At 71.9% G+C, this 23,187-nt stretch carries 22 protein-coding genes; 12 read left to right on the top strand and 10 right to left on the bottom strand.

Going from position 1 to position 23,187, the window contains the following annotated elements; translation table 11 throughout:
- The first annotated feature begins 4 nt into the window (after positions 1-4).
- Entirely contained in the window at positions 5-2,866 is a 2,862-nt protein-coding gene (locus ACZ4Z4_RS35185; protein WP_468336811.1) for an AfsR/SARP family transcriptional regulator, read from the top strand.
- A gap of 387 nt (positions 2,867-3,253) precedes the next feature.
- Here ACZ4Z4_RS35185 and ACZ4Z4_RS35180 read toward each other — a convergent pair whose 3' ends face one another.
- The 3 genes from ACZ4Z4_RS35180 to ACZ4Z4_RS35170 all read right to left on the bottom strand — a co-directional run bounded on the left by ACZ4Z4_RS35180 (position 3,254) and on the right by ACZ4Z4_RS35170 (position 5,500).
- A complete protein-coding gene (locus tag ACZ4Z4_RS35180) occupies positions 3,254-3,553 on the bottom strand; it encodes a hypothetical protein (RefSeq protein ID WP_468336808.1) in 300 nt (99 codons plus the stop codon).
- Between the two features lie 74 nt (positions 3,554-3,627).
- Positions 3,628-3,801 carry a hypothetical protein gene (locus ACZ4Z4_RS35175; RefSeq protein ID WP_468336805.1) on the bottom strand — a complete coding sequence of 58 codons (174 nt, stop codon included), beginning with the start codon at positions 3,799-3,801 and terminating at the stop codon, positions 3,628-3,630.
- 148 nt (positions 3,802-3,949) lie between these two features.
- Positions 3,950-5,500 carry an alpha/beta hydrolase gene (locus ACZ4Z4_RS35170; protein WP_468336802.1) on the bottom strand — a complete coding sequence of 517 codons (1,551 nt, stop codon included), beginning with the start codon at positions 5,498-5,500 and terminating at the stop codon, positions 3,950-3,952.
- A gap of 144 nt (positions 5,501-5,644) precedes the next feature.
- Between ACZ4Z4_RS35170 and ACZ4Z4_RS35165 the strand changes: the two genes are divergently transcribed.
- Positions 5,645-5,836 carry a DUF4236 domain-containing protein gene (locus ACZ4Z4_RS35165; protein WP_160502320.1) on the top strand — a complete coding sequence of 64 codons (192 nt, stop codon included), beginning with the start codon at positions 5,645-5,647 and terminating at the stop codon, positions 5,834-5,836.
- Between the two features lie 28 nt (positions 5,837-5,864).
- Here the strand turns inward: ACZ4Z4_RS35165 and ACZ4Z4_RS35160 are convergent, their stop codons facing one another.
- Positions 5,865-6,479: a LysE/ArgO family amino acid transporter gene (locus ACZ4Z4_RS35160; protein ID WP_468336799.1), complete on the bottom strand. Its 615-nt coding sequence runs from the start codon at positions 6,477-6,479 to the stop codon at positions 5,865-5,867.
- Between the two features lie 70 nt (positions 6,480-6,549).
- Here ACZ4Z4_RS35160 and ACZ4Z4_RS35155 point away from each other — a divergent pair, with 70 nt between their 5' ends.
- From ACZ4Z4_RS35155 to ACZ4Z4_RS35125, 7 genes are all read left to right on the top strand, one after another.
- Entirely contained in the window at positions 6,550-7,503 is a 954-nt protein-coding gene (locus ACZ4Z4_RS35155) for a LysR family transcriptional regulator ArgP (RefSeq protein ID WP_468337187.1), read from the top strand.
- Positions 7,504-7,579: 76 nt separating this feature from the next.
- Complete coding sequence (locus tag ACZ4Z4_RS35150; RefSeq protein ID WP_468336796.1) at positions 7,580-7,849, top strand: hypothetical protein; 270 nt, start codon at positions 7,580-7,582, stop codon at positions 7,847-7,849.
- Positions 7,850-8,114: 265 nt separating this feature from the next.
- Positions 8,115-8,903: a HalD/BesD family halogenase gene (locus ACZ4Z4_RS35145; protein WP_468336793.1), complete on the top strand. Its 789-nt coding sequence runs from the start codon at positions 8,115-8,117 to the stop codon at positions 8,901-8,903.
- Positions 8,900-10,228 carry an APC family permease gene (locus ACZ4Z4_RS35140; protein ID WP_468336790.1) on the top strand — a complete coding sequence of 443 codons (1,329 nt, stop codon included), beginning with the start codon at positions 8,900-8,902 and terminating at the stop codon, positions 10,226-10,228. The genes ACZ4Z4_RS35145 and ACZ4Z4_RS35140 overlap by 4 nt, the downstream gene beginning before the upstream one ends.
- Positions 10,225-11,211 (top strand): ornithine carbamoyltransferase, encoded by a 987-nt coding sequence (locus tag ACZ4Z4_RS35135; RefSeq protein ID WP_468336787.1) that lies wholly within the window; start codon positions 10,225-10,227, stop codon positions 11,209-11,211. The genes ACZ4Z4_RS35140 and ACZ4Z4_RS35135 overlap by 4 nt, the downstream gene beginning before the upstream one ends.
- A complete protein-coding gene (locus tag ACZ4Z4_RS35130; RefSeq protein ID WP_468336784.1) occupies positions 11,208-11,972 on the top strand; it encodes an SDR family NAD(P)-dependent oxidoreductase in 765 nt (254 codons plus the stop codon). Before ACZ4Z4_RS35135 ends, ACZ4Z4_RS35130 begins: the two co-directional genes overlap by 4 nt.
- Before the next feature lie 94 nt (positions 11,973-12,066).
- Positions 12,067-13,398 (top strand): APC family permease, encoded by a 1,332-nt coding sequence (locus ACZ4Z4_RS35125; RefSeq protein ID WP_468336782.1) that lies wholly within the window; start codon positions 12,067-12,069, stop codon positions 13,396-13,398.
- 9 nt (positions 13,399-13,407) lie between these two features.
- Here ACZ4Z4_RS35125 and ACZ4Z4_RS35120 read toward each other — a convergent pair whose 3' ends face one another.
- Entirely contained in the window at positions 13,408-13,872 is a 465-nt protein-coding gene (locus tag ACZ4Z4_RS35120) for an Lrp/AsnC family transcriptional regulator (RefSeq protein WP_468337184.1), read from the bottom strand.
- A gap of 85 nt (positions 13,873-13,957) precedes the next feature.
- On the opposite strand from ACZ4Z4_RS35120, the gene ACZ4Z4_RS35115 reads away from it, so the two are divergent.
- Positions 13,958-14,929 carry an SMP-30/gluconolactonase/LRE family protein gene (locus ACZ4Z4_RS35115; protein ID WP_468336779.1) on the top strand — a complete coding sequence of 324 codons (972 nt, stop codon included), beginning with the start codon at positions 13,958-13,960 and terminating at the stop codon, positions 14,927-14,929.
- Here ACZ4Z4_RS35115 and ACZ4Z4_RS35110 read toward each other — a convergent pair.
- The 3 genes from ACZ4Z4_RS35110 to uriH all read right to left on the bottom strand — a co-directional run bounded on the left by ACZ4Z4_RS35110 (position 14,902) and on the right by uriH (position 18,063).
- A complete protein-coding gene (locus tag ACZ4Z4_RS35110) occupies positions 14,902-15,492 on the bottom strand; it encodes a lytic polysaccharide monooxygenase auxiliary activity family 9 protein (RefSeq protein ID WP_468336776.1) in 591 nt (196 codons plus the stop codon). The two genes, ACZ4Z4_RS35115 and ACZ4Z4_RS35110, sit on opposite strands and share 28 nt — an antisense overlap.
- Positions 15,493-15,667: 175 nt before the next feature.
- Positions 15,668-17,119 carry a uridine transporter UriT gene (gene uriT / locus ACZ4Z4_RS35105; protein WP_468336773.1) on the bottom strand — a complete coding sequence of 484 codons (1,452 nt, stop codon included), beginning with the start codon at positions 17,117-17,119 and terminating at the stop codon, positions 15,668-15,670.
- Positions 17,116-18,063 carry a uridine-preferring nucleoside hydrolase UriH gene (gene uriH, locus ACZ4Z4_RS35100; protein WP_468336770.1) on the bottom strand — a complete coding sequence of 316 codons (948 nt, stop codon included), beginning with the start codon at positions 18,061-18,063 and terminating at the stop codon, positions 17,116-17,118. The genes uriT and uriH overlap by 4 nt, the downstream gene beginning before the upstream one ends.
- A gap of 311 nt (positions 18,064-18,374) precedes the next feature.
- On the opposite strand from uriH, the gene ACZ4Z4_RS35095 reads away from it, so the two are divergent.
- A complete protein-coding gene (locus tag ACZ4Z4_RS35095; RefSeq protein WP_468336767.1) occupies positions 18,375-19,415 on the top strand; it encodes a LacI family DNA-binding transcriptional regulator in 1,041 nt (346 codons plus the stop codon).
- Between the two features lie 168 nt (positions 19,416-19,583).
- Here ACZ4Z4_RS35095 and ACZ4Z4_RS35090 read toward each other — a convergent pair whose 3' ends face one another.
- A complete protein-coding gene (locus ACZ4Z4_RS35090) occupies positions 19,584-20,939 on the bottom strand; it encodes a M64 family metallopeptidase (RefSeq protein WP_468336764.1) in 1,356 nt (451 codons plus the stop codon).
- A gap of 223 nt (positions 20,940-21,162) precedes the next feature.
- Between ACZ4Z4_RS35090 and ACZ4Z4_RS35085 the strand changes: the two genes are divergently transcribed.
- Positions 21,163-22,602: a helix-turn-helix domain-containing protein gene (locus ACZ4Z4_RS35085; protein ID WP_468336761.1), complete on the top strand. Its 1,440-nt coding sequence runs from the start codon at positions 21,163-21,165 to the stop codon at positions 22,600-22,602.
- A gap of 54 nt (positions 22,603-22,656) precedes the next feature.
- Here the strand turns inward: ACZ4Z4_RS35085 and ACZ4Z4_RS35080 are convergent, their stop codons facing one another.
- Entirely contained in the window at positions 22,657-23,133 is a 477-nt protein-coding gene (locus ACZ4Z4_RS35080) for a hypothetical protein (RefSeq protein ID WP_468336758.1), read from the bottom strand.
- Positions 23,134-23,187: the final 54 nt, after the last annotated feature.

Below are 23,187 nucleotides of genomic sequence, written 5' to 3'. Positions count from 1 at the left end.
ACCAGTGGAGTTCCGGCTGCTCGGAGCGGTGTCCGTCGCCACTGAGGTCGGCGTGCTGCCGCTCGGTCCCGCCAAGCGGCGCAGCCTGCTCGCCGCTCTGCTGCTCAGGCCGAACCATCCGGTCCCGGTCGACCATTTGACGGACGCGCTGTGGGACCACGAGCCGCCGGCGCGGGCCCGCGGTGTCATCCAGGGGCATGTGTCGCGGCTGCGGGCCCTGCTCACGGGGGCGGACGCCGACATGTTCGGCGTCGAGCTGCTCACCCAGGGCACGGCGTACGTTCTGCGGATGCCGGAGTCGCTCCTGGACGCGCACCGCTTCGAGGAGCTGGTGACGCTGGCCCGCAGCCAGCGGGCGCCCGCCGACGCCGTGGCGATGTACCAGGAGGCGCTGTCGCTGTGGCAGGGGCCCGCGTTGACCGGCGCGTATCCGAGCCAGCCGTTGCAGACGGCCGCCCAGGCCCTGGAGGAGCTCCGCCTCGCCTCGGTGGAGTCGCTGGCCGCCGCCTACTCGCGGATGGGTGAGCACGCCCGGGCCGCGGCCGTACTGCGCGCGGAGGCCAGTGTCCACCCGCTGCGCGAGTCGCTGGCCGCCGCCCTCGTGCGGGAATTGCAGCGGGCGGGGCGCCGCTCGGAGGCGCTCGACTGCTTCCACCGCACCCGGCGGCTGCTCGCCGACGAGCTGGGGGTCGACCCGGGCCGCGAACTGGCCGACGCCTACACCGATGTGTTGCGCGGTGAGGGTGAGGCAGGTGACGCGGCGCGGGAGCCGGCTCCGGGCCGGCCCGCGGCGGGGACACCGGCTCGGCGCACGACGGGAGCGCCGGCTCCGGCCGTCGCGCCCTCCCCCGAGCCCGGGAGCGCCGCCGCTCCCCCGCCGGCCCCCGGCCTCCCGACGCCCCCGTCGCCGACATCCCCACCCCCGCCCCCGCCTCTGCCCCTTCCCCTGCCCGGCACGATCGACCTCCTGCCCCGCATGCCGCGCGGCTTCCACGGGCGTGCCACGGAGCTCACCGCGCTCTCCCGGGCCGCCGCCGGCGAAGCACCCGTCTGTCTGGTCACCGGACCCGCCGGAGTCGGCAAGACCGCGTTCGTGGCGCACTGGGCGCACCGCAACCGCGAACTGTTCCCCGGCGGCCTGCTCTACGCCGATCTGCGCGGCTTCAGCGACACAGGGGAGCCGGCGCTCCTCGAAGTGCTGCGGGAGTTCCTGCTGGCCCTCGGTGTCGCGCCGCGCCGCGTCCCGGAGTCGGCGGGCGGCGCGTCCGCGCTCTTCCGGTCCCTGTGCGCCGACCGCAGGCTCCTCGTCGTACTCGACAACGCGCGCGCCTCCGAGCAGGTCAGGGAGTTGCTGCCGGGCGGTGCGGAGTGCGTCACCGTGGTCACGAGCCGGTACCGGCTGCGTGGGCTCATCGCCTCCGACGCCGCCCGGCCCGTCCCCCTGGACGTCCTCGAACCGGAGGACAGCACCGCCCTGCTCACCGCCGTGCTCGGCAAGGAGCGGGTGCTCGCGGAAGAGGTGGCGGCGCGGCGCCTCGCGGAGCTGTGCGGCGGGCTTCCGCTGGCGCTGCGGGTGGCGGCCGCGAGGCTGGCGGACCAGCCCGACTGGTCGCTGAGCTCGATGTGTGCCGAGCTCTCGGACGAATCACGCCGGTTGAGCCTGCTGGACGTGGAGGACACGGGCGTCCGGGCGGCGCTGCGGCTGACCGTGCGCAGGCTGCCCGACGACGCCGCGCACCACTTCGCCCCGCTCGGACAGCACCCGGGCACGCACGTCGACCGGTACACGGCCGCGGCCCTCGCCGGTACGGACCCGGCCGCGGCCGAGGCGGCGCTCGACAAGCTCGCGGCGGCCCACCTCGTGATCAGGACCGCGCCGGACCGCTGGACGCTGCACGACCTCGTACGGCTGTACGCGCGCGGCCTGGACGCCGGGCCCGACGCCATGGTGCGCGGGCTCGACCACAGTGTGGCGACGGCGCTGGCCGCCGCCGACGCGGCGGAGCCCGGTGACGAGTCGTGCTTCACGCTGCCCCCGGACTTCCGCCCACCGCCGGCGACGAGGGAGTTCGCCGACCGCGAGCAGGCCATGGAGTGGTACGCGGCCGAGCGCGACGACCTGACGCTGGCGGCGGCCGCGGCGCACGCCGCCGGGCTGCACGGCAGGACGTGGCGGATCGTCCTGGCGCTCTGGCCGCAGATCGTGTGGCGGGTCAGGGACGACTGGACGCCCCTGCTGCGGACGGCGCTCGACGCGGCTCGGGCGGACGGTGACGCGCGCGCCGAGTCGCGGGTCCGTGCCCTGCTCGGCTGGGTCCTGACGGAAGAGGGCCGCACCCCTGAGGCGCTGCCCCATCTGGAGGCCGCGCCCGTGCTCGCCGCCCGCGCCGGTGACACGCGCGGCGAGGCGACCGCGCTGATCAACCTGTCGCTCGCGCAGGCCGAACTCGGCAGTCCAGAGGAAGCCGCCGAGGGGTGCGCGCTCGCGGCGGAGCTCGCGCACAGCGTCGGCGATCGGAGCACCGAACGTCTCGCGCTGTACCACCTCGCCCGGCACCGGCTCGACGCCAGGGAGTGGCAGGCGGCCTTCGAGACGGCCGTCGCCGCCCTCGACCTCGACAGCCCGTCGGAGGCGTCCACGGCGGCCCGCGTGCTGTTGCGTACCGTCATCGGCGAGGCGCTGCTGGGGATGGGCGACGAGACGGAGGGCATCCGGCGGCTGGAGAGCGCGGCCCTCGAGGCGGAGTCCGCCGGCTACGACGACGGCGCGGTCCGCGCACTCGCCGCCCTCCTCCGCGTCTCGGCGGACGCGGGGCTGCAAGCGCGATACGACATGGCGATGGTGCGGTTGATGGCGCGTACGTGAGGGTGGTGCGGGGGCGGGGGCGCGTGACGGTGACGCGGCCCTGGCGCGGGCATGCCGCGTTTGTGGGGAGGTGGCGGTAGTGCTGGTGACGCGGTGCCGGCGCGTGCGCGGGGGTGGCGCTGTTGGTGCCGCCGCGAGCGGGGTGGCCCGGGTGCCGGCGCAGCCGCGCCGCGGGTGCGGCAGCGGCGGTCGTGCCGGTGACGCGGTGCCGGCGCATGCGCGGGAGTGGCACTGTTGGTGCCACCCCGAGCGGGGTGGCCCGGGTGCTGGCGCAGCCGCGCCGCGGGTGCGGCAGCGGCGGTCGTGCCGGTGACGCGGTGTCGGCGCGTGCGCGGGGGTGGCGCTGTTGGTGCCGCCCCGAAGGGGTGGCCCGGGGGCGCCGTCGTGTCAGGTGGACGGTGATGTGCCGCCGTCGGACGTGCGGGTGTTGTCCGGCGTCCGCGTGGCGTGGTCGGTGAGTTGCTGGTTCACCTCGCGTGCCTGCTCGGCCAGCGTGCGGGCCCGTGCCTCGGCCCGGTCCGCCCGGGCGTTGATCCGGGCGATGTCGTCCTCGATGACCTGGAGGGCCAGCGCGGTCGCCGCGTCGGCGTCCTGCGCGGGCAGGTCCCCGGGCAGCTCCTCCAGTGCGCTCTTGACCGCGGGGATGCCGCCGCGGTCGTGGATCTCTTTCCAGTACGCGTAATCCATTGCGCCATCCTGGCCGATCGGCCGGGCCCGGCGCGAGCCGCGGCCCGCCCGGCGCCCGTGCCGCGCCGGCGCCGCTAGGACGCGGGCCCGGTGGGCGTGCCCCGCCGGACGGGCGTGCTGAAGTCCAACAGGTCCTCGGCCGTCTGCTGCGTCTCCTCCGCGGCCTTGCGAGCCGTGGCGACGACGTCGCCGTGCTCCTGGACGAGGGTGTGATAAATCGGCGCCTGGGTGACGTCATTGGCCGGCATGACCTGCGGCTCCTTGTTCGGTGACTGCGGTGATCGGGTCGGCCGTGTGCGGCCGACCCGCGACCTTACGCGAACTCGGTGCCCCGATGGCACCCGGCCCCGATCATGAGACGGCCGCTTGTGACCACCTTCACACGCGGTGGTCGGCTCAGCCGCAGTCGGTGTCCTGACCGGGCCTCTTGCCCGTGGCCAGGAAGCGGGTGACCGTCCGGTCGCCGCATGCGTTTCCGTTGGCGAGGTAGACGTCGTGGCCGGTGGCGTCGACCGTCACCATGACGGCGCGGCGGCCCAGCGCCTCGCGCAGCTTCAGCGCGCCGCTCAACGGGGTGTTGGGGTCGCGCTCGTTCTGGACGAGGAGGATGTTGGACGGCCCGCGGTCGGTGACGCGGACCGGGGGCTCCTTCGGCTCGAACGGCCAGGCGGCGCAGAGCATGGCGTTCCGGGGCATGCCTGCGGTCAGCGGGTACTTGGCGCGGCTCTCGATGACGCCCTTCTGGTACACGGCGGGTGAGGTCGGCCACGCGACGTCGTTGCAGAGGGTCGCGGAGCCGACGGCGAGGGAGTTCTGCATCGCCTGCTCGGGCGGCGCCGGGGGTGCGGGCGGCAGCTCTCCCTTCTGGGCGTCGAGGATCAGCTGGGCGAGGCCGCGGAAGTCGTCGGGGTCGGCCATCGCGGTCAGCATGGCGTGCCGCAGCCCGTTGCCGTTCAGCATCGGCGGGTTGGCGCCGGTCCAGGGGATCGGTTCGCGGTCCAGGCGGGCGGCGAGGCGGAGGAAGAGTGTGCGCACTTCGGCGGGTGTGTCGGCGAGGCGGTGTGTGTTGCCGGGCTCGGAGGCCCATGCGGCGAACTCCGGGAAGGTGTCCTCGACACCCGGCTCGTGCGCCGCGAGCCAGCCGCGTCCGACCCGGCGGGGGTCGGGGTCGTCGTTGCTGTCCAGCACGATCCGGTCGGTGCGGTGCGGGAACAGCTCGCTGTAGACGGCGCCCACGTACGTCCCGTACGAGACCGCCCACGCCGAGAGTCTCTCTTCACCGAGCGCGGCACGGATGCGGTCGATGTCACGGGCGTTGTTGGCCGTACTGATGTTGCGTATGAGGTCGCCACCGTTGCGCGCGCAGGCATCGGACAGGCGCTTCGCCGTGGCCATGTTCTCGGTGACGGAGCCGTCCGGGGCGGCCCAGGGGCGCAGGATGGTCGGCGCGAGGTCGGCGTGCTCGAAGCCGCAGTCGACGGGGGTGGAGCGGCCGAGGCCGCGGGGGTCGAAGCCGATCAGGTCATAGGCGTCCCGCACGCTCTGGGGCAGTTTCTGTCCCTTGCCCGCCGGATCCTTGAGGCTGGACCCGCCGGGTCCGCCGGGGATGAGCAGCAGGGCGCCGCGGCGCGCCGCGGGCTTCTCACTGGGGATGCGCGAGATCGCGAGCTCGATCTTCTTGCCCTCGGGGTGGGCGTAGTCCATCGGCACGTCGAGGGTCGCGCACTCCTGCCGGGTGTCCGGGCCCAGGCCCTCGCACTTCGTCCAGTCGAGCGCCGCGGGTCCGGCGGCGGTCGGCGTCGACGCGGAGGCGGCGAGCGGCGCGGTGAGCGTGAGGACGGCGGCGGAGGCGGCGAGCAGGGCGGCGTTCCGCTTCGTGCCGGCCCTGGCCCCGGTCTCGGACTTGGTCTTGGTCTTGGTCTTGGTCGTACGGAGGGTCTTCGTCATACGGAGGATCTTCGTCGCCGGGTCGACGCGGCCACATCATCCCAACTGGCCCATTCGTATGGGGGTTTACCCCGAACGGGCACCTAGGGGGCCGTGAGGAGCGCCGCTGTGCGGGTACTCGCGGACGGACGCAAGGAGGAGTTCATGCCACTCACGTTCCGCAAGAGTTTCCGGATACTTCCCGGGGTCCGGCTGAACATCAACAAGCGCTCCTGGTCCCTCACCACGGGAGGCCGGCACGGGCCCCGGCGCACCCACAGCAGCACCGGCCGACGCACCACGTCGATGGACCTGCCCGGCCCGTTCGGCTGGCGGCGCACGACGAAGCGGCGGTGAGCACCGCGACGGCGTCGGGAGACGCGCGTCAGAGTGCGCCGACGACCAGCGTCACACCCATGACCGTCATCGTCGCCGCGATCAGGAAGTCCAGTGCCCGCCACGAGGCGGGCCGCGCGAAGAAGCCGCTGAGCAGGCGCGCGCCGTAGCCGAGCGCGGCGAACCAGCACACGCTGCCGAGCATGGCGCCGACGCCGAAGGCCCAGCGCAGTCCGTCGTGGCCTGCGGCGACCGAGCCGAGGAGAAGGACCGTGTCGAGGTAGACGTGCGGGTTGAGCCAGGTCATGGCCAGGCAGGCGAGCAGCGCGCCGCGCCGTGACCCGGCCGTCTCGCCGGTGGTCGTCATCGCGGTGGGGCGCAGGGCGCGGCGCGCGGCGATGACGGCGTACGAGAGGAGGAAGCCTCCGCCTATCAGGCCGACGACGGTGATCGCCGGGGGCCAGGCCGTGACGAGGGTGCCGATTCCGGCGACGCCCGCCGCGATGAGCACCAGGTCGGAGAGGGCGCAGATGGCCACCACACTGAACACCGCCTGACGTCGGATGCCCTGGCGCAGCACGAAGGCGTTCTGCGAGCCGATGGCGACGATGAGCGAGAGTCCTGTGCCGAATCCGGCAGCTGCGGTGGTCAGTGCTGTTCCCATGGCAATGACGTTAAGGATCACTACAGTGCTAAGTACAGGTAAAGATTCTCATGTAGCTTAAGCAATCGTGATGTCGCGCACTGGCGAGGCCAGAGAGACGAGTCTGCCGTCCGGGGCGCTTTCGGAGCTGCCGCTCGACCATGTGCGGACGCTCCTCGCCGTGGTCGACGAGGGCACCTTCGACGCCGCGGCGGCCGCCCTGCACGTCACGCCGCCCGCGGTCAGCCAGCGCGTCAAGGCGCTGGAGCGCCGTACCGGCCGGGTGCTGCTGATGCGTACGAAGCCGGTGCGGCCCACCGAGTCGGGGCAGGTCGTCGTGCGGTTCGCCCGGCAGCTGGCCCGCTTGGAGCGGGACGCGCGCGCCGAGCTCGGCATCAGCGACGCGGGTGAGCCCGCCGTCGTGCCGGTCGCGGTGAACGCCGACTCGCTGGCGACCTGGTTCCTCTCCGCCCTGGCCAGGATCCCCGACGAGCCGAGGATCTGTTTCGAGCTGCGGCGCGAGGACGAGGACTACACGACGTCGCTGCTGCGCGAGGGCTCGGTGATGGCCGCGGTCACGTCGTCGCCGGACGCGGTGTCGGGCTGCACGGTGCGGCGGCTCGGGCGAATGCGCTACCTGCCGGTCGCCTCGCCCGCGTTCGTGGCACGGCGGCTCGGTGACTGGCCGCGTGTGCCGCTCGGCGATGTCCTCGCGGACGCGCCCGTGGTGTTCTTCGACCGCCGCGACTGCCTCCAGGACGACTTCGCGCGCAAGGTGACGGGCGGGCGCGGGGCGAGCCCTCTGCGCCATTACGTTCCTTCGTCGCGCGGCTTCGTCGAGGCAATCGAGGCGGGTCTCGGCTGGGGCGTGGTGCCGCAGGCGCAGGCCGAGCCCCTGTTGCGCGCGGGGACGCTGACGCTGCTCGACGCCGACCGGGTCGTGGACGTACCGCTGTTCTGGCAGCAGTGGAAGCTCGACTCCCCCGCGCTCGCGACGCTGGCGGACGCGGTGGTGGCAGCGGCCGGCCAGGCCCTCGACCAGTGACCGCCCGACCCGGCGACCAGTGACACACGACGGACAGAACGTGCGCTGCGGGCGACTCCTGTCTAGCGTCACTGGCATGACGACTGATCCGCGGAGTTACGAGCTTCTGCTGGTGCCCGAGTTCACCGAGCGCGGGACGGGAACGACGGGCGGTGAGAGCGCGCTGCGTTCCGCGGTGGTGGTCGCCACCGGGGAGACCGGCGCCTCCGGCTACCCGCGCTACGTCGGTGACGGCATGGAGGCCGACATCGACCCGGCGACGCGGTCCGTCGAGGCGCTGCTCGTCGACGGGGCCGAGCTGGACTACGGGCTCTCGGTGCGGGTCGCGGACCGGCTGGACGACTGACGCCACACCGTCCCGCGGCAATCCATCACTCCGACAATCCGGCGATATGGCGATCTGACAAAAAGAATCGTCGCGTCAAAAACACCACCGTTTCGTTTCACGTGAATCATGTAAAACGGAGCTCGGTGTTCTATATGGACGCCCACTGCACCGTACTGGCTTGAACGCGTCGCTTTCGCTGGTGTCCACAGGTCGAACCGGTAGGCTTCCGACGTCGAAAGACCAAAGCGAGCAAACCTCCTGCCGACCACGTGGGGAGCTGGTCATGCGACCGGACGACCGGATCGGGGGCCTCGTTCAGTCCCTCTCGGAACACCTCGTCAAAAATGTCGAGGAACATCTGCTGGAGAGCGCGCGCCGCGATTTCCTCCAGCTCGGATTCACGAAATTGCCCTTCCTCGTCCCTGACCATGTCAAAGCATCGGTTGCGGACGAGATCGAGAACCTCGTCGCCGGACACGGCGTCCGCCGCCGCATGCGCTTCGTGGAAACCGGCGGCACGCCCAGGCTGATGCGCAATGTCCGCCACAAGGAAATAAGCGAGCACGGCTCGGTCATTCCGGCGGTGTACGCCTGTGCGGGTCTCCTCGACGCGCTGGGGAAGGTCGCGGGCGAGCCCGTGCTCACCTGTCCCTACGAGCCGGAGCGGTACGTGATCACCGAGCTGGAGCACTCCGGTGACACGCACGGATGGCACTGGGACGACTACAGCTTCGCGCTCGTCTGGGTCGTCGCCTGCCCGCCCGCCGAGCACGGCGGCTTCGTCCAGTGCGTGCCCCGCACGTACTGGAACAAGCAGGATCCGCAGCTGCACCGCCAGTTCATCGCACAGCCCATCCACTCCTTCGAACTCAGGCCGGGCGACCTCTACTTGATGCGTACCGACACCACCCTGCACCGCGTCTATCCGCTGAGCAGCGGCCGCCGCCTGATCATCAACATGGGCTACGCCTCCCAGGGTGACCTGCACAAACAGATCAGCCACGAAACCATGGACCGACTCTGGGACGGCTCGCGCGACGAGCAGGCGCAGCAGCCGAGGCAGACCGTATGACCTCAGCCGAAGGGGCTCGGACCCAGCTGCCCGAGCCCCCTCAGCTGCCGCGCCGCCTTGGCACACCGGGTCTTGTGGCGCACTACGTCACCTCCGTGATGGGCGCCGGCGTACTCCTGATCCCCGCTCTCGCCTGGGCCGAGGCGGGGCCGCTGTCCCTGGTCGCGTGGGGGCTGCTCATCCTCTACAGCTATCCCTTCGCACTGATCTTCGCGACGCTGTCCGTACGGCACCCCACGAGCAAGGGCGTCGCCCAGTTCGTGGAAGCGGCGTTCGGGCCCCGAGCGGGCCGGATCGCCGCCGTCTTCCTCCTCATCACGCTGCTCGCCGGAAATCCGGTCCTCGGCCTCGCGGCCGGCCGCTATCTGCTCGCGGCGGTCGAACCCACGGCGTCGAACCGCGCGGCGCTCCTCGCGGGTGCTGCCGTCATCGTGTTCTGCGTGCTGCTCAATCTCTGTGGGATCAAGGTGAGTACGGGCGCCCAGATGGTGGTTCTCGGCACCGTGGTGCTGTTGCTGGCCTTCGTCATCTGCCTGGCCCTTCCCAAGGGGGACTACACGCGCCTCGCGCCGTTCGCGCCGCACGGCTGGGGCGCCCTCGGCAGTACGTTGCTCATCTGCTTCTTCGGATTCATCGGCTGGGAGAACGCGGCTCCGGTGGCCGAGGAAGTGCGGGATCCCGGCCGCACCTTCCCCAAGGGAATTCTCTACGCCGTCAGTTGTGTGGGGCTCCTGTACTTCGCCATGGCGTTCACCGTCTCCGTGGCCCTGCCGGAGACGTCCGCGGGACAGTCGGATCTGACGGCTTTCGTGCGGCTCCTGGAGGCGGCCACGGGGTCCGGGCTGCAAAGCGCCGGATATATCGTCGCCGGAATTCTGCTGCTCCTCACCACCAACGCCTGGTGCCTGGGAACCTCGCGGGTCGTCTTCGCACTCGCCCGCGACGGCCTCCTGCCGACCGGGCTCAGCAGGCTCTCTACGCGGGGCAAGGTCCCCGCACGCGCCGTGCTGGCGCTTTTGCCCGGCTACGCCGTGTCGGTCGTCATCCTGCTGGCCACCGACTCCAGCGAGACCACGCTGATCAAGGCGTCGTCGGCGACCTATCTGCTCGTCTTCCTCTTGGCCTTTCTCTCCGCGGCCCGGCTCCTCCCCCGGGGCCGCACGGCCCGCCTGAACGTGGTGGTGATCGCGGCCACCCTCGTCATGCTGCCGTTCTTCGGCGTCAGCCTCCTCATCGCCCTCGCGATGCTGCTCGTCGCCGTCATCGCCGAGCGGTGGCTGCGCAAGCGCGTCACCAACCCGCCCGAGACAGGAGTCCCCACGTGACCGCGCGACACATCCTGCGCATACAGGACCTCACCGCCAAGGAAATGTGCTCCCTGCTCGACCTCGCCGAAGCGATGAAACGCGGCGACGACACACGCGCCCACCTGGCGGGCCGCTGCATCGGCCTGCTCTTCAACGTGCCGTCCACCAGAACCCGCGTCTCCTTCCAGGTCGCCGCCTCCCAACTCGGCGCCGACAGCTTCCCCTACGGGGTGGAGGAGCTGCGGCTCGCCAACCGCGAGTCCATCGAGGACACCATCGGCGTACTCAACCGCTACCTCGACGCGCTCGTCGTCCGCTGGTACGACATGAACGAGTACGGCGCGGGCCACCGCCGCCTGCGCGCCATGGCCGACCGGGCGACGATCCCCGTCATCAACGCGCTGGACGACGAGGAACACCCCTGCCAGGTCCTCGCCGACCTCCTGACACTGCGCGAGCTGTACGGGGCGCAGGTCCCGGACAGACGGATCGTGTACGCCTGGTCCTACTCGCCGCGGCAGAAAACCCCCGGAGTGCTGCACTCCGCCATGATGGCCGCGGCCCTCCTCGGCCACCGCGTCACCGTCGCGCACCCGCCGGGATTCGCGCCCGAGGAGCGCGTGACCGACGCCGTCCAAGCGGTCGCCGCCCGCACCGGCGCGCGCGTCGACCTCACCCACGACCTGGAGGAAGCCGTCCGCGGCTGCTCCGCGGTGTACACCCTGAGCTGGAAGTCGCCCACGCTCGCCGGTCAGGAGGAGATCCAGGCGAGGACCCGGCTCGCCGACCGGTGGCGGATCACCGAGCCGCTGATGCGGCTCGCCGGCGAGGAGGCGGTCTTCCTCGACTGCATGCCCACCAACCGTGGCGAGGAGGTCGACGCCGAGGTGAAGGACGGCCCCCGGTCGAAGATCTTCCAGCAGGCCGAGAACCGCCTGCACACCCAGAAGGCACTCCTCACCCAGCTGTTCGACGGAACGCTCTCGGGAGGCCCGCGATGACGGCCGCACGACCTGGTACACGGGTGGCGCTGGTCACCGGGGGCGGCGGTGGCATCGGCCGGGCCGTCGCGCGCCGCCTCGCGGACGAGGGCGCGGCCGTCGCGGTCGTCGACCGGGACCACGAGGCGGAGGCCGTGGCCCGCTCCATCCGGGCCGCGGGCGGGCACGCCGAGCCGTTCGTGTGCGACGTCTCCGCCGAGGACGAGGTGTCGGCCCTGGTGAAGGACGTCGTCGACAGGCTCGGCGGCATCACCGACGTGTGCTGCGTCGCGGGCAGCATCCGGCGCGGGACGGTACGCGAGCTGTCCCTGGGAGACTGGCACGCGACGTTCGCCGACAACGTGGACTCGGTCTTCCTCGTGTGCCGTGAGGTCATCCCGCTCATGGAGCGGGCCGGACACGGGAGCATCGTCACCGTCGCCTCCGGCTGGGGCCTGCGGGCCGGGGCGAAAGCCGCCGCATACTGCACGGCGAAGGCCGGTGTGGTGATGCTCACACAGGCGATGGCGCTGGACCACAGCCCCGCCGGGATCAGGGTCAACTGCGTCGCCCCGGGTGACACCCGCACACCCATGCTCGCCCGTGAGGCGCGTCAACTCGGCCAGTCCGACGCCGAGTTCCTCGCCGAGGCCGCGGACCGGCCGCTGGGCAGGATCGGCACGCCCGAGGACATAGCTGCGGCCGTCGCCTTCCTCGCGGGGCCCGACGCCGCCTTCGTCACGGGAACCGTGCTGACCGTCGACGGTGGAGGCAGCGTTTGAGGGGAACCCTCGTGTCGAACGCCGCCCCGCGTGCGCCATGGGGTGGCGTTCGACAGACTGAACGAGGGATTCCGCACCGAGGAGCAGAGAACGAGTGGCCGAGCAACTCACCGACACGTCCGGCGACCGGTCCGTCGGCCTGAAGAAGGCACTGACGACCCCGCTGCTCTACTTCTTCATCCTCGGAGACGTGCTGGGGGCGGGGGTCTACGTCCTCGTCGGGCAGGTCGCCGCCGAGTCGGGCGGCGCCGTCTGGGTGCCCCTGGTCCTCGCCCTGCTGCTCTCGCTGCTCACGGCCTCCTCGTACGCCGAGCTCGCCACGAAGTATCCGAAAGCCGGGGGCGCCTCCCACTACGCGACGCTCGCCTACGGCCCCTTCGCCGGGTTCCTGGCCGGATTCTGCATGCTGGCGGCGGGCATCGTCTCCGTGGCCGCGCTGGCCCGGGGCTTCGCCGGGGAGTATCTGACCGCCTTCGTCACCCTGCCCGTCGTCCTGGTGGCGGCTCTCTTCCTGGGCGCCCTGGCCCTCCTCAACGCCCGCGGCATCAGCGAGTCCACCCGCGCCAACGTGGCCGCGACGGTCATCGAGGTGGGCGGTCTCCTGCTGGTCGTCGGCCTCGGCGTGTGGCTGTTCCTGCGCGGCGACGGCGACGCCGGGAGGCTCGTGCAGCTCGGCACCGCGGAGAAGGGGGCCGCGGCCGGGGTCCTGAGCGGGACCGTGCTCGCGTACTACTCCTTCGTCGGCTTCGAGACCTCCGTCAACGTCGCCGAGGAGACCCGCGACCCGCGCCGCTCCTACCCCCGCGCCCTCTTCGGCGCCCTGGTCACGGCGGGGGCCGTCTACGCTCTCGTCGGGATCGTCGCCTCGGTGGCCGTCCCCACCGAGACGCTGGCGCAGTCCAGCGGCCCGCTGCTCGAAGTGGTGCGGGAGGCCGGCGGCGTGCCACCGAAGCTGTTCAGCGCCATCGCCCTCGTCGCCGTCGCCAACGGCGCGCTGCTCACCGGCATCATGAGCTCGCGGCTGGCCTACGGCATGGCACGCGACGGGCTCCTGCCGCGCTTCCTCACCCGGGTGCTGCCCGGCCGCCGCACCCCGTGGGCGACCATCGCGGCCACCACCGTCCTGTCGTTCCTGCTGGCCCTCACCGGAGACGTGGAGACGCTCGCCTCCACCCTCGTACTGCTGCTCCTCGTGGTGTTCTTCCTCGTCAACACCGCTGTCCTCGTGCTGCGCCGCGACCGCGTGGAGCGGCCCCACTTCCGGGCGTACACCGTCCTGCCGGTCCTCGGCGCGCTCTCCTGCGTGCTGCTCGCCACGCAGATCGAAGCCGAGGTGTGGACACGCGGCCTGATCACCCTCGCGGTCGGCGTGGCCCTCGGCGCGGTGGCCGCCGTGCGCCGCCGCCGGGCGTCATCCCCGCGCTGAGAGCCTGTGTCATGACCCCGGCTCTGAGGCCGGGCCGAGCAGGGGCGACACCGGGCGTTCGAAGAACGTCTCCAGGGAGACCGTGGCCTGCGTGCCGCTGACACCCTCGATCGCGTACAGCCGGCGGAGCACGTCCTGCAACTGCTCGGTCGTGGCCGTGCGGACCTTCACCAGGACCGAGGCGCTGCCCGCGATGACGTGCGCCTCCTGTATCTCGGGGATCGCCGCGAACGCGTCCGCGGACTCCCCCATCCACGCCGTCGAGTCGACCATCACGAAGGCGAGCACCCCGCGGCCGAGCGCGGCGGGGTCCACGTCGACGGTCGTGCGCCGGATGACGCCGCGCTCGCGCAGCTTGCGGACCCGCTCATGGGCGGCGCCCGCGGAGAGACCGGCTCCCTTGCCGAGGGCGGCGTACGAAATGGTCGCGTCCTTCTGGAGGAGCGCGATCAGCCGACGGTCGATGTCATCCACGGTCACCATGGCGCAACCATACAGCGTTCTGGCATAGTCATGATCGTCCGAACGAGATTCGGTTCCTCACCGCTAAGGGGTATTCATGTCCGGCGACGACAGCACTTCCCTGTACGAGATCCTGGACGAGCGGTTCCGCACCGGGCGGTGTGCGAACGGGGACGACCGGCTGGAGAAGCTGTACGGGGGATGCCGGTGGGCCGAGGGGCCGCTCTATCTGCCCGCCTGGCGTCAGCTCGTCTGGAGCGACATCCCGAACGACCGGCTGCTGCGCTGGGACGAGGAGACCGGCGCGGTCTCCGTGTTCCGCTCGTCGGCCGGGCACGTCAACGGCAACACCATCGACCGCGAGGGCCGGCTGATCTGCTGCGAGCAGGGCAACCGCCGGGTCACCCGCACCGAGCCGGACGGCAGGATCACCGTGCTCGCCGACCGGTTCGAGGGGAAGCGGCTGAACAGCCCGAACGACGCGGTCGTCCGCTCGGACGGCTCGGTGTGGTTCTCGGACCCGGACTTCGGCATCACCAGCGACTACGAGGGCTTCCGCGCCGAGCCCGAGCTCGACGGCCGCAACGTGTACCGGATCGATCCGTCGACGGGCGAGGTGCGCCTGGTCGCGGACGGTTTCGGCGCGCCGAACGGGCTCGTCTTCTCGCCCGACGAGCGGCAGTTGTACGTCTCCGACACCGGGGGCGGCTGCATCCGGGTCTTCGACGTGCGCGAGGACGGCACGCTCTCCGAGGGCAGGGTGTTCGCCGAGGCGAAGGACGACCTCAGCCGGTTCGACAACCTCCGCTTCGACGACGGCGGCCGCCTGTGGGCCGCCGCCATCGAGGGAGGGGTGCACTGCTACGACCCCGACGGCACCCTCATCGGGCGGCTGCGGGTGCCCGAGCCGGTGTCGAACATCGCCTTCGGCGGTCCGAAGAACAATCGCCTGTTCATCACCGCGACCAGCTCGCTGTACTCAGTGGTCATGGCCGTCACCGGGCTGCCGCGCGTGCGGCGCGGAGAGCCTGCCCCCGAACGTCAGAAGCGGACGTCGGAGCAGGCGTAGAAGGCGTTGCCGGTGTCCGCGATGGTCCATACGCCGAGGATGATGTGCTGGCCCGTCTTCTGGGGCAGGACGCCGCTGTGGGTGACCGTGGAGCCGGGCTGACGGCCGCCGAAGGGCACCGCGAGGAACGGCTGCAGCTCCAGATCGGCCCTGGTCAGCGGCTTGGTCGGATCCCAGCCGTCCTTGGTGATGTAGTAGCGGAAGTCGGTCGTGGCGTGGCGCGCGGTGATGCGCCAGACGAAGGTGTGGTTCTGGCCCGCGGTCAGCTTGGTGGTGGGCCACTTCCCGCCCCGCGGGTCGTCCAGTTCGGAGAAGCGTCCGATGCCGCCCGAGCAGATGCGGCCGTCGCCGGGCCCGCGCGCGGGGAAGCCCTTGGGCCCCTCCACGCTCGGCGGCTCCCACTGGATCTGCCCGCAGTTGCGGACGGTGCCGTTGCCGCACAGCTGCTGGCGGCTGACGGGCGAATCGGTGTAGCCGTGGGCCTGGGCGCTGCCGCTGGTGGCCAGCATGGCCGACCCTGCAAGGCCGAGGCCCAGGAGTAACGAGGTGAGCTTCTTGCGCATGAGGTGCTCCCGTGGTCCGAGAGGATGCGATGTGGGGTCTCACGTCCGATGCGGTCTAGACCAAGTCCGAGGCTAGTCCTGCGAGTTGGGCATGTCCATACCAATGAAGCCCCGGCGGAGGGAGCCCACGGGCCGTCGGCCGTGGGGCTCCCTCCGCCGGGGCCACCCGCACCGCTCACTCCGTGGCTTCCGCCTCCACCGGCTTGGGGATGAGGAAGGACGTCGCGAAGGCCGCCGCGAGAAGGGCGACTCCGGCGATCATGCCTGCCGTGTAGCCGGCGGGCGACGTCTTGTCGGCCGGTTCCGCGGCGGTCTGCACGGCGTAGAGGACGGCGAAGCTGAGGCCCGCGCCGAGGTTGAAGGCGCCCGCGTTCAGGCCGGGCAGGAAGCCCGGGTTCTCCTTCGGGGAGAGCACGATGCCGAGACCGTTGAGGACGATGTTGCCGACGCCCGCGTAGGTCACGCCGATGAGGATCGACGCGGCGAGGAGCAGCAGCCGCGAGTCGGCGTGCAGCGTGAACAGCATCAGCGTGACCGTCACGGCCGAGCCGATGAGGCCGAGGCGCAGGATGCGGCCGTAGCCGTACGTGGCGGCGAGGCGTCCGGCGAGCGGGCCCATGGCGAGACCGGCGAGGGCGTACGGCGTCAGGGTCCACCAGGCGCTCTGCTCGGCGCTCATGCCGAAGCCGGCCTGCGCGTCCTGCGCGAAGGCGGGGATCATGCCGTTCATGACGGCGAAGACGCCGGTCATGGTGAGGACCGTGGTGAGCAGCAGCGCCCAGGTGGAGCGCTGGCGCAGGTGCCGGGTGGCGACCAGGGGGTGGCTGCTGCGGTCCTCGACGCGCCAGAACAGGGCGAAGGCGACGGCGGTGACGACGAACAGGGCGACGACGAGCGGCCAGTTCGCGTTGCCGAGCTTGCCCGCCTCGTTCAGGGCGATGAGGGCCGCGCCGACGGAGATGACGAGGAGGGTGACTCCGGGCCAGTCCATGCGGGTGTCGGTGGTGTCGGCGGCCTTCGACTCGGGAGTCAGGACGGCGACGAGGATCGTGGCGAGCGCGGCCACACCCGCCATGGTCCAGAACACCGACTGGAAGCCGTGGTGGTCGGCGAGGTAGCCGCCGGCCAGGGAGTCGACGCCGGCGATGCCGCCGTTGACGGCGGTGATGACGCCGAGGAGCGTGCCGTACTTCTTCGGCTCGTGCACCTCGTTGCGCAGCATGATCAGGCAGAGCGGCACGGTGGGTCCGGAGACGCCCTGGATGACGCGGCCCGCGAAGAGCATCGGCACGCTCTCGGCGAGCGCGGCGACGACGCAGCCGACGACCATGAGCGCCAGCATTCCGGTGAGGACCCTGCGCCGGCCGACGAGGTCGCCGAGGCGCGGCAGGAAGAGCGAGAAGAGCGCGGCCGAGGTGAAGAACGCGGTCTGGGTGAGGCCGATCTCGGCGGAGGTCGCGCCGAGGGAGTCCTCGATGTTCTTCAGGGCGGGGCTGAGCATGCTCGCGTTGAGCTGGAAGGCGAAGCAGGCCGCGAGGAGCGCGGTGACCAGGACGCCGATGCGGACCGGGCGGGAGCCGCGGGCGCCGCCGGGCGCGGCGGCGGGTTCGGTGAAGGAGGCGTTCATGCGCTGACGTCGCCGATCCGCTCGAGGGCGTCCACGATCAGGTCCCAGAACCGCGTGTGGTCCAGGTCGACGGCGACCTGGGTGGTGCAGTCGTCCGGGGCGGGGGCGCGGAAGTCCGTCACGGTCATGCCGAGGGTGAGGGTTCCGGTGAGCTCGACGTCGACGGGAGCCTTGCGGACGGTCATGACGCTCGGGTCGATGACGTACGCGACGGCGCACGGGTCGTGGACCGGCGGCGCCTCGAAGCCCTGGGCCTCCAGGTACATGGCGCCGAAGAAGTCGAGGAGCTCGTTGACGAAGAGGGCGGGCTTCGTGCCGACCTTCGCGATGCGCTCGATGACCTCGGGGGTGGCGAGGGCCTGGTGCGTCAGGTCGAGGCCGACCATGGTGACGGGCCAGCTCTCGTTGAAGACGATGTGCGCGGCCTCGGGGTCGATCTTGATGTTGAACTCGGCGACGGGGCTCCAGTTGCCCGTGTGGTAGCCGCCGCCCATGAGGACGACCTCGCGGACGCGCTCGACGATGCGGGGCTCCTTCCGGGCGGCCAGGGCGATGTTGGTGAGACCCGCGGTCGGGACGATGGTGATCTCGCCGGGCTCGTGGGCCATGACCGTGTCGATGATGAGGTCGACGGCGTGGCGCTCGTCCAGGGCGAGGGTGGGCTCGGGCATCAGGGGGCCGTCGATGCCGCTCTCGCCGTGGATGTCGGGGGCGTTCTCGATGTCGCGTACGAGGGGGCGGGGGCAGCCGGCGGCGAAGGGGACGCCGGTGATGTTCGCGATGCGGGCCACCGAGAGGGCGTTGCGGGTGACCTTCTCCAGGGTCTGGTTGCCCACCACGGTGGTGACGGCGACCAGCTCGACATCCGGGTTGCCGTGCGCCAGGAGCATGGCGATGGCGTCGTCATGTCCGGGGTCGCAGTCCAGGATGATCTTTCGGGGCATCGCGGAACCTCTTTGTTCGGCTGAGCCGGCGCTGCGCGGCGCCGGCTCGGGAAAACGTTCTCCGAAGACTGTGTGCACAGGTGCGAATTATGTCAATGGCCGAAACCACACCCCGGCAAACTCGCCCGGAACGGACATGGGGCGGGCAGGGATCAGGCTGGGACCGGAGCGGGGCAACTACGACGCAACCAGCGCAATTTCCCTGCGAAACAGGGCCTGGTCGTGGTGAACGCCCGCTGATAACGTTTGCCGAAATTTGATCGGCTCGTCGAAAGGGTGGGCGCGGCGTGGGGGACGTAACGCTCAGAGATGTGGCCCGGGCCTCGGGCTGCTCCGTCGCCACGGTCTCGCGGGTCCTGGCCGGCACACGCCCCGTCGGCGCGGAGACCGCCCGGCGCGTCCGCGAGGCCGCCGACGCGCTCGGCTACCGCCCCAATCACGCGGCCCGCGCCCTGCGCGGCCGCTCCACGGGCACGGTCGGGCTCGTCCTGCCGCAGATCACGAACCCCTTCTACCCCACGCTGGTACGGGAGTTGACGCACGTCCTGCACGCCGACGGGCGGGCCGTGCTGCTGGCCGACTGCGACGACGACCCGGCGGCCGAGGCGGAGTACATCGCCGACCTGCTGGGCCGGCAGGTGGACGCGCTCCTCGTGATCCCGGCGGACGAGGAGCGCAGCCGGGAGGCGGTAGCCGCGGCGGCGGCCCGGGTGCCGCTCGTCCTGATGGACCGTGGCTGCGGTCCGGGTATCGCCGACTCCGTCGCCGTCGACAACGCCGCGGGCATGGCCCTCGTCCTCGGCCACCTGGCCGCCGCGGGGCGTCGCCGGGTCTGCTTCCTCGGTGCGGCGGGGACGGCATCGGCGGCCGCCGAGCGGCGCGCCGCCTACGCCGCGGGGGCCGGCGCGCTGGATTCCGGCGCGCCGGACCGGGTGGCTCTCGGCGACTTCTCCGTGGAGTGGGGCCGGGCCGCGGTCGACGAGGTGTGGCCCGCCCGGCCCGACGCTCTGGTCTGTGCCAACGACCTGATCGCCATCGGCGCGCTGCAACGCCTCCAGCAGCTCGGCGCCGACGTGCCCGGCGAGGTCGCCGTCACCGGTTTCGACGACATCCCCATGGCGGGGCTCTCCGCCCCGGGCATCACGACGGTCCGCCAGCCGGTGGCGGAACTGGCGACGGAGGCGGCACGACTTCTCGGCCGCCGTCTCTCCGACGGCGCGGAGGGTTCACGACGGGCGATACGGCTCGCTCCCGAACTCGTCGTGCGCGCCTCCAGCGCACCGAGCGGTACGACGGCCGCGCCGCCCGCCGCCAGGACGGCTCGCCCGGCCAACGCCTCCGCCGCCACATGAGGTGAGCGGGCCGCGCGGTGCGGCCCGCCCTCCGGAGGCGGGTCGGAAGGGGGCCGCCCAGCGTCCGGGCGGCCCCATCGGCCAGGCGGGAGCGGCGCCGGGTCGCGAACAGCCGTCTCGGAGCGACACCGCTTCCCCGCGGTGCGGGCGGCGCAGCCCGTCGGTGGTCTACCGCTTGACCCGCCAGGTCAGCGAGTCGGACAGCAAGGCACGCAGGGCCGGGTCGCGGACGGCGTCCGTGGGGTCGGTGGCGCGGAGTGAGAGTTCGTGGGTACGGCCGTCGGACGGGACTCCCAGGGCTCGGGGTGTCACGACCGTGTCGCCGTCGGCCCGCCGGACCTCGCGGCCGTCGACGCTCCAGCGCAGTCGGATGCCGTCCGCCGCCTCCACGCGGACCTTGGCGTCGCGTCGTACGGTGCTGCCCGTGGGGGTGACCGCGGTGACGACGGAGGCGTGCCGGTGGAAGCCGGCGATCATGGCCTCGCGGCCGGGCAGGTTGAACTCGCGGCCGAGCGTGCGCATGATCGAGTCGACGGTGGGGCGGTACAGGCCGCGCGGGTGGTAGCCGCCGCCCTCGTACGCGCCGACCTTCCCGCCGTCCGGTGAGGTCCGGCCGATCCACCGGTACCACTTCTTCTTCTGCGCGGTCAGCTGGTCGGCCCGCAGCTTGCTGATGTTGGTCTCCCAGGGCTCGGCGCCCCGGTACGTGCCGTACTCGTCGTACCAGTACTCGTCGGCCAGCTTGCCCAGCGAGTGACCGGTCTCGTGAACGACGACCTGGTCGGACTGGGCGTTGTCCGAGGAGGCGGTGGCGATGCCGTCGTAGCCGGAGGGCGAGGTGATGTCGTTGTAGCCCGCGCCGCCGTACTTGGTGGAGTTGGCGAGGACGATGACGAGGTCGGGGTCGGCGGCCTTCTTCGCGTACGACTCGACCTTGTTGGTGTCGACGCAGAGCAGCCGCTCGATGCCGTCGCAGAAGAAGGCGGAGCCGAGCGCGGTGTCCTTGACGGTGCCGCTCGTCGGATCGCCGGAGACGCCGGACTGCCGGGAGACCGCGTCGACCGCCCAGACGTTGAAGAGACCCTTGTAGGAGGCGTACGGCTCGACGGCGGAGACCTTCGCCCACTTGGCGCGCACGTCGGCGTGGAAGTCCTCCTGCTGGGCGGCGGTGTAGCCGTCGCCGATGAAGACGACGTCGAGCTTGGCGTCGGTCGGCCCCGCTTCGACGATCGGGACGACGTCGCCGTCGCCCTTGATCTCCGCGCGCTCCTTCGCGGTGAGCGCCGGGGAGGCGGGGACCTCGGTGTGCCGGGGGTGGCCGCCGGGGCCGGTGAAGTACTCGACGTGCTCGGTCCGTCCGGCGTCCGGTGCCGGGTCCGCGGCGGTGGCCGTGCCCGCGGGGCCGGTGGCGACGACCGCCGCGGTCAGGGCGATGCCCGTGGCGAGGGCGATGCGCAGGGGGGTGCGTCTGGCACGGCCGGACAGGCCGTGTGCGCGGCCGGGTATTCGATGCGTGGGGGGCATGGGCGTCCTCCGAAGTCCGCGATGAGTCCGTGACAAGTCCGCTATATAAATGGCGGGTTAAGTAGAGTTAAGGCGCGGCTCAACGTAGGGGCTTCCGGGACTTCAGGCAATGGGTGTGCGACAAGTTGCTTGTGGGACGGACGAGTTCGCGCCGTGGTGAGCACAGGGCCTCGGCGCCACGTACGTAGAAACAGGCGTCCGGTCGGACGGCGGAGAGGCAGCGGTGACGCAGAAGAGTTCCGGGGGCGTGCGGCCCGACGACCCGGCCGAGATCGGCCGGCGCGTCCAGCGCCTGCGCGGCGAACGCGGGCTGACTCAGCGCCAGTTGGCCGAGCCCGCCTACACCCCCGCGTACGTCTCCACCCTGGAGTCGGGCAAGGTGCGCCCCTCCGAGGCCGCCCTGCGGCACCTCGCCGCCCGCCTCGACGTCAGCTACGAGGAGCTGGCCACGGGCCGCCCCGCCCACCTGGCCGCGGGGCTGCGCCTGCGCCTGACCGACGCGCGGCGCGCCCTGGCCACCGGCGCCCCCGAGGACGCGGCCGCGCTGTTCGACGCGCTCCACGCGGAAGCCGTCGAGCACGCGCTCGTGGCCGAACAGGCCGACGCCCTGCTGGGCCTCGGCGACTGCCTCCTGGAGTCCGGCGACCTCACCGGCGCCCGCGACCGGTTCGCCGCCGTCGAGCGGCTGCTCGCCGACGAGCCGCTGCCCCGGCGCGTCCCGGCCATCCGGGGCCGCGCCACGGCCCACCTGCTCACCGGCGAACTGCGGTACGCCTGCTACCTGTTGGAGAGCACCCTCGACGAGCTCGACACCGCGGGACTGCACGACCCCGACGCCCTGCTGCTCCTCTACACCGCGTCCATCGCGCCCTACATGGACATGGGCGCCCACGCGCGGGCCGCGCACGCCGCCGAGCTGGCGCTCGCGCTCGCGCCGCGCGTCGACGATCCCGCGCTGGTCGCGGGAATGCACCGCGGCGTGGCCCGCACCCTCATCGCCGAAGGCCGCATCGCCGAGGCGGACGCGTCGCTCGCCAAGGCCCAGGAGCTCTACCGCCAACTGCACATCCGCACCGAGCTCGCGCACTGCCACTGGATGCGCGGTTACGTCCACGCGCAGGACGGCGACCTGGAGCGCGCCGAGACCGAACTGCGCACGGCCCGCGCCATTCTCGCCTCCAAGCGGGCCGCGCTCTTCACCGAACAGGTCGAGGTCGAGCTGGCGGACGTACTGCGGCGGCGCGGCAGGGCCGAGGAGGCGGAGGCACTGCTGCGGCCGCTGCTCACCACGGACGACGGCGCGGCGGGGGGCGCCGGGACGTCCGGGGCCGGGTCGCCCGAGGCTAGAACGCCCGGGGCCGGGGTGCTGGGGGCCGGGCGCGGCGCGGTGCACGCGGGCGGCGCGCACCGGCTGCTCGGGCTGATCGCCGAAGAGCGGGGCGATACCGAGCGCGCCGAGGAGCACTACTGCGCGGCGCTGTCCCTCCTCGAACGCTCCAGCGCGGCCGGTGACCTGGCGGACCTCTGCCGCCTCCTGGGCGATCTGCTGCGCCGCACCGGGCGGGTGGAGGCCGCGATGGACGCGTACCGCACGGGTCTCGGCCACCGGGCCGCACCCGGCACGACCACGTTGGGGCCCGCGCCCGCCACTCCCCCGATGTGAGCCGACAGTTCCGGGCCCTGCTCCCTCAGACGCCTGAAGCAGCGGAGAGGCGCGTCAGGGCGTCTTGTGGAGAACCTGAACCGCGGTGGGAGCGGTACGGCTGTGCAGGTGGAGCGTCACCTGCTTGGTCTTCTTGTCGGCGGTCACCGTGAATTTGGCCTTCCAGGTGACCGGGGCGCGACAGGGCCAGCCGACCCAGGGCACGCAGGTCCTCGACTGGAATGTCGCCTCGTACCGGCCGAATCGATGGTCGGCGTTCTCACCGGTTTCCGTCGTCCGGACGACAGGCTCCCCATAGGTGACCATTCCGAGATTGCCCGCGGTGGCGTTGAGTTCGACCGCCGAGCTGTCCTTCCAGGTAGCAGCGTCCTTGTCCGGGCAGGCGAGGACGCTCATGTTCCATTCACCGTAACGTGGCCCGAAAATGGAACCCGGATACAGGTCGAGGTCGGCGCTTTCGCACGCGGCAGCGGCCGGTGAACTCTCCGCCGCCTGCGCGGTGATCGCGCCGCTCAGGAGCAGCAGTGACACGGTGGCTCCTGTGACGGCGAGACGATTGAGTCGCATGTTCGCCCTTTCTGGTCG

The organism is Streptomyces sp. NPDC030245 (assembly GCF_055572995.1).
Note: the sequence above shows the minus strand (reverse complement) of the source record. Positions and strands in the feature narration are given on the sequence as shown.

What these genes read in the sequence shown, in the direction of transcription:
- ACZ4Z4_RS35180 (WP_468336808.1), bottom strand. Translation starts at nt 3,553, where the DNA reads ATGGATTACGCGTACTGGAAAGAGATCCACGACCGCGGCGGCATCCCC.
- ACZ4Z4_RS35115 (WP_468336779.1), top strand. Translation starts at nt 13,958, where the DNA reads ATGTCCGGCGACGACAGCACTTCCCTGTACGAGATCCTGGACGAGCGG.
- uriT (WP_468336773.1), bottom strand. Translation starts at nt 17,119, where the DNA reads ATGAACGCCTCCTTCACCGAACCCGCCGCCGCGCCCGGCGGCGCCCGC.
- ACZ4Z4_RS35145 (WP_468336793.1), top strand. Translation starts at nt 8,115, where the DNA reads ATGCGACCGGACGACCGGATCGGGGGCCTCGTTCAGTCCCTCTCGGAA.
- uriH (WP_468336770.1), bottom strand. Translation starts at nt 18,063, where the DNA reads ATGCCCCGAAAGATCATCCTGGACTGCGACCCCGGACATGACGACGCC.
- ACZ4Z4_RS35165 (WP_160502320.1), top strand. Translation starts at nt 5,645, where the DNA reads ATGCCACTCACGTTCCGCAAGAGTTTCCGGATACTTCCCGGGGTCCGG.
- ACZ4Z4_RS35155 (WP_468337187.1), top strand. Translation starts at nt 6,550, where the DNA reads ATGTCGCGCACTGGCGAGGCCAGAGAGACGAGTCTGCCGTCCGGGGCG.
- ACZ4Z4_RS35130 (WP_468336784.1), top strand. Translation starts at nt 11,208, where the DNA reads ATGACGGCCGCACGACCTGGTACACGGGTGGCGCTGGTCACCGGGGGC.
- ACZ4Z4_RS35150 (WP_468336796.1), top strand. Translation starts at nt 7,580, where the DNA reads ATGACGACTGATCCGCGGAGTTACGAGCTTCTGCTGGTGCCCGAGTTC.
- ACZ4Z4_RS35090 (WP_468336764.1), bottom strand. Translation starts at nt 20,939, where the DNA reads ATGCCCCCCACGCATCGAATACCCGGCCGCGCACACGGCCTGTCCGGC.
- ACZ4Z4_RS35160 (WP_468336799.1), bottom strand. Translation starts at nt 6,479, where the DNA reads ATGGGAACAGCACTGACCACCGCAGCTGCCGGATTCGGCACAGGACTC.
- ACZ4Z4_RS35170 (WP_468336802.1), bottom strand. Translation starts at nt 5,500, where the DNA reads ATGACGAAGACCCTCCGTACGACCAAGACCAAGACCAAGACCAAGTCC.
- ACZ4Z4_RS35175 (WP_468336805.1), bottom strand. Translation starts at nt 3,801, where the DNA reads ATGCCGGCCAATGACGTCACCCAGGCGCCGATTTATCACACCCTCGTC.
- ACZ4Z4_RS35140 (WP_468336790.1), top strand. Translation starts at nt 8,900, where the DNA reads ATGACCTCAGCCGAAGGGGCTCGGACCCAGCTGCCCGAGCCCCCTCAG.
- ACZ4Z4_RS35110 (WP_468336776.1), bottom strand. Translation starts at nt 15,492, where the DNA reads ATGCGCAAGAAGCTCACCTCGTTACTCCTGGGCCTCGGCCTTGCAGGG.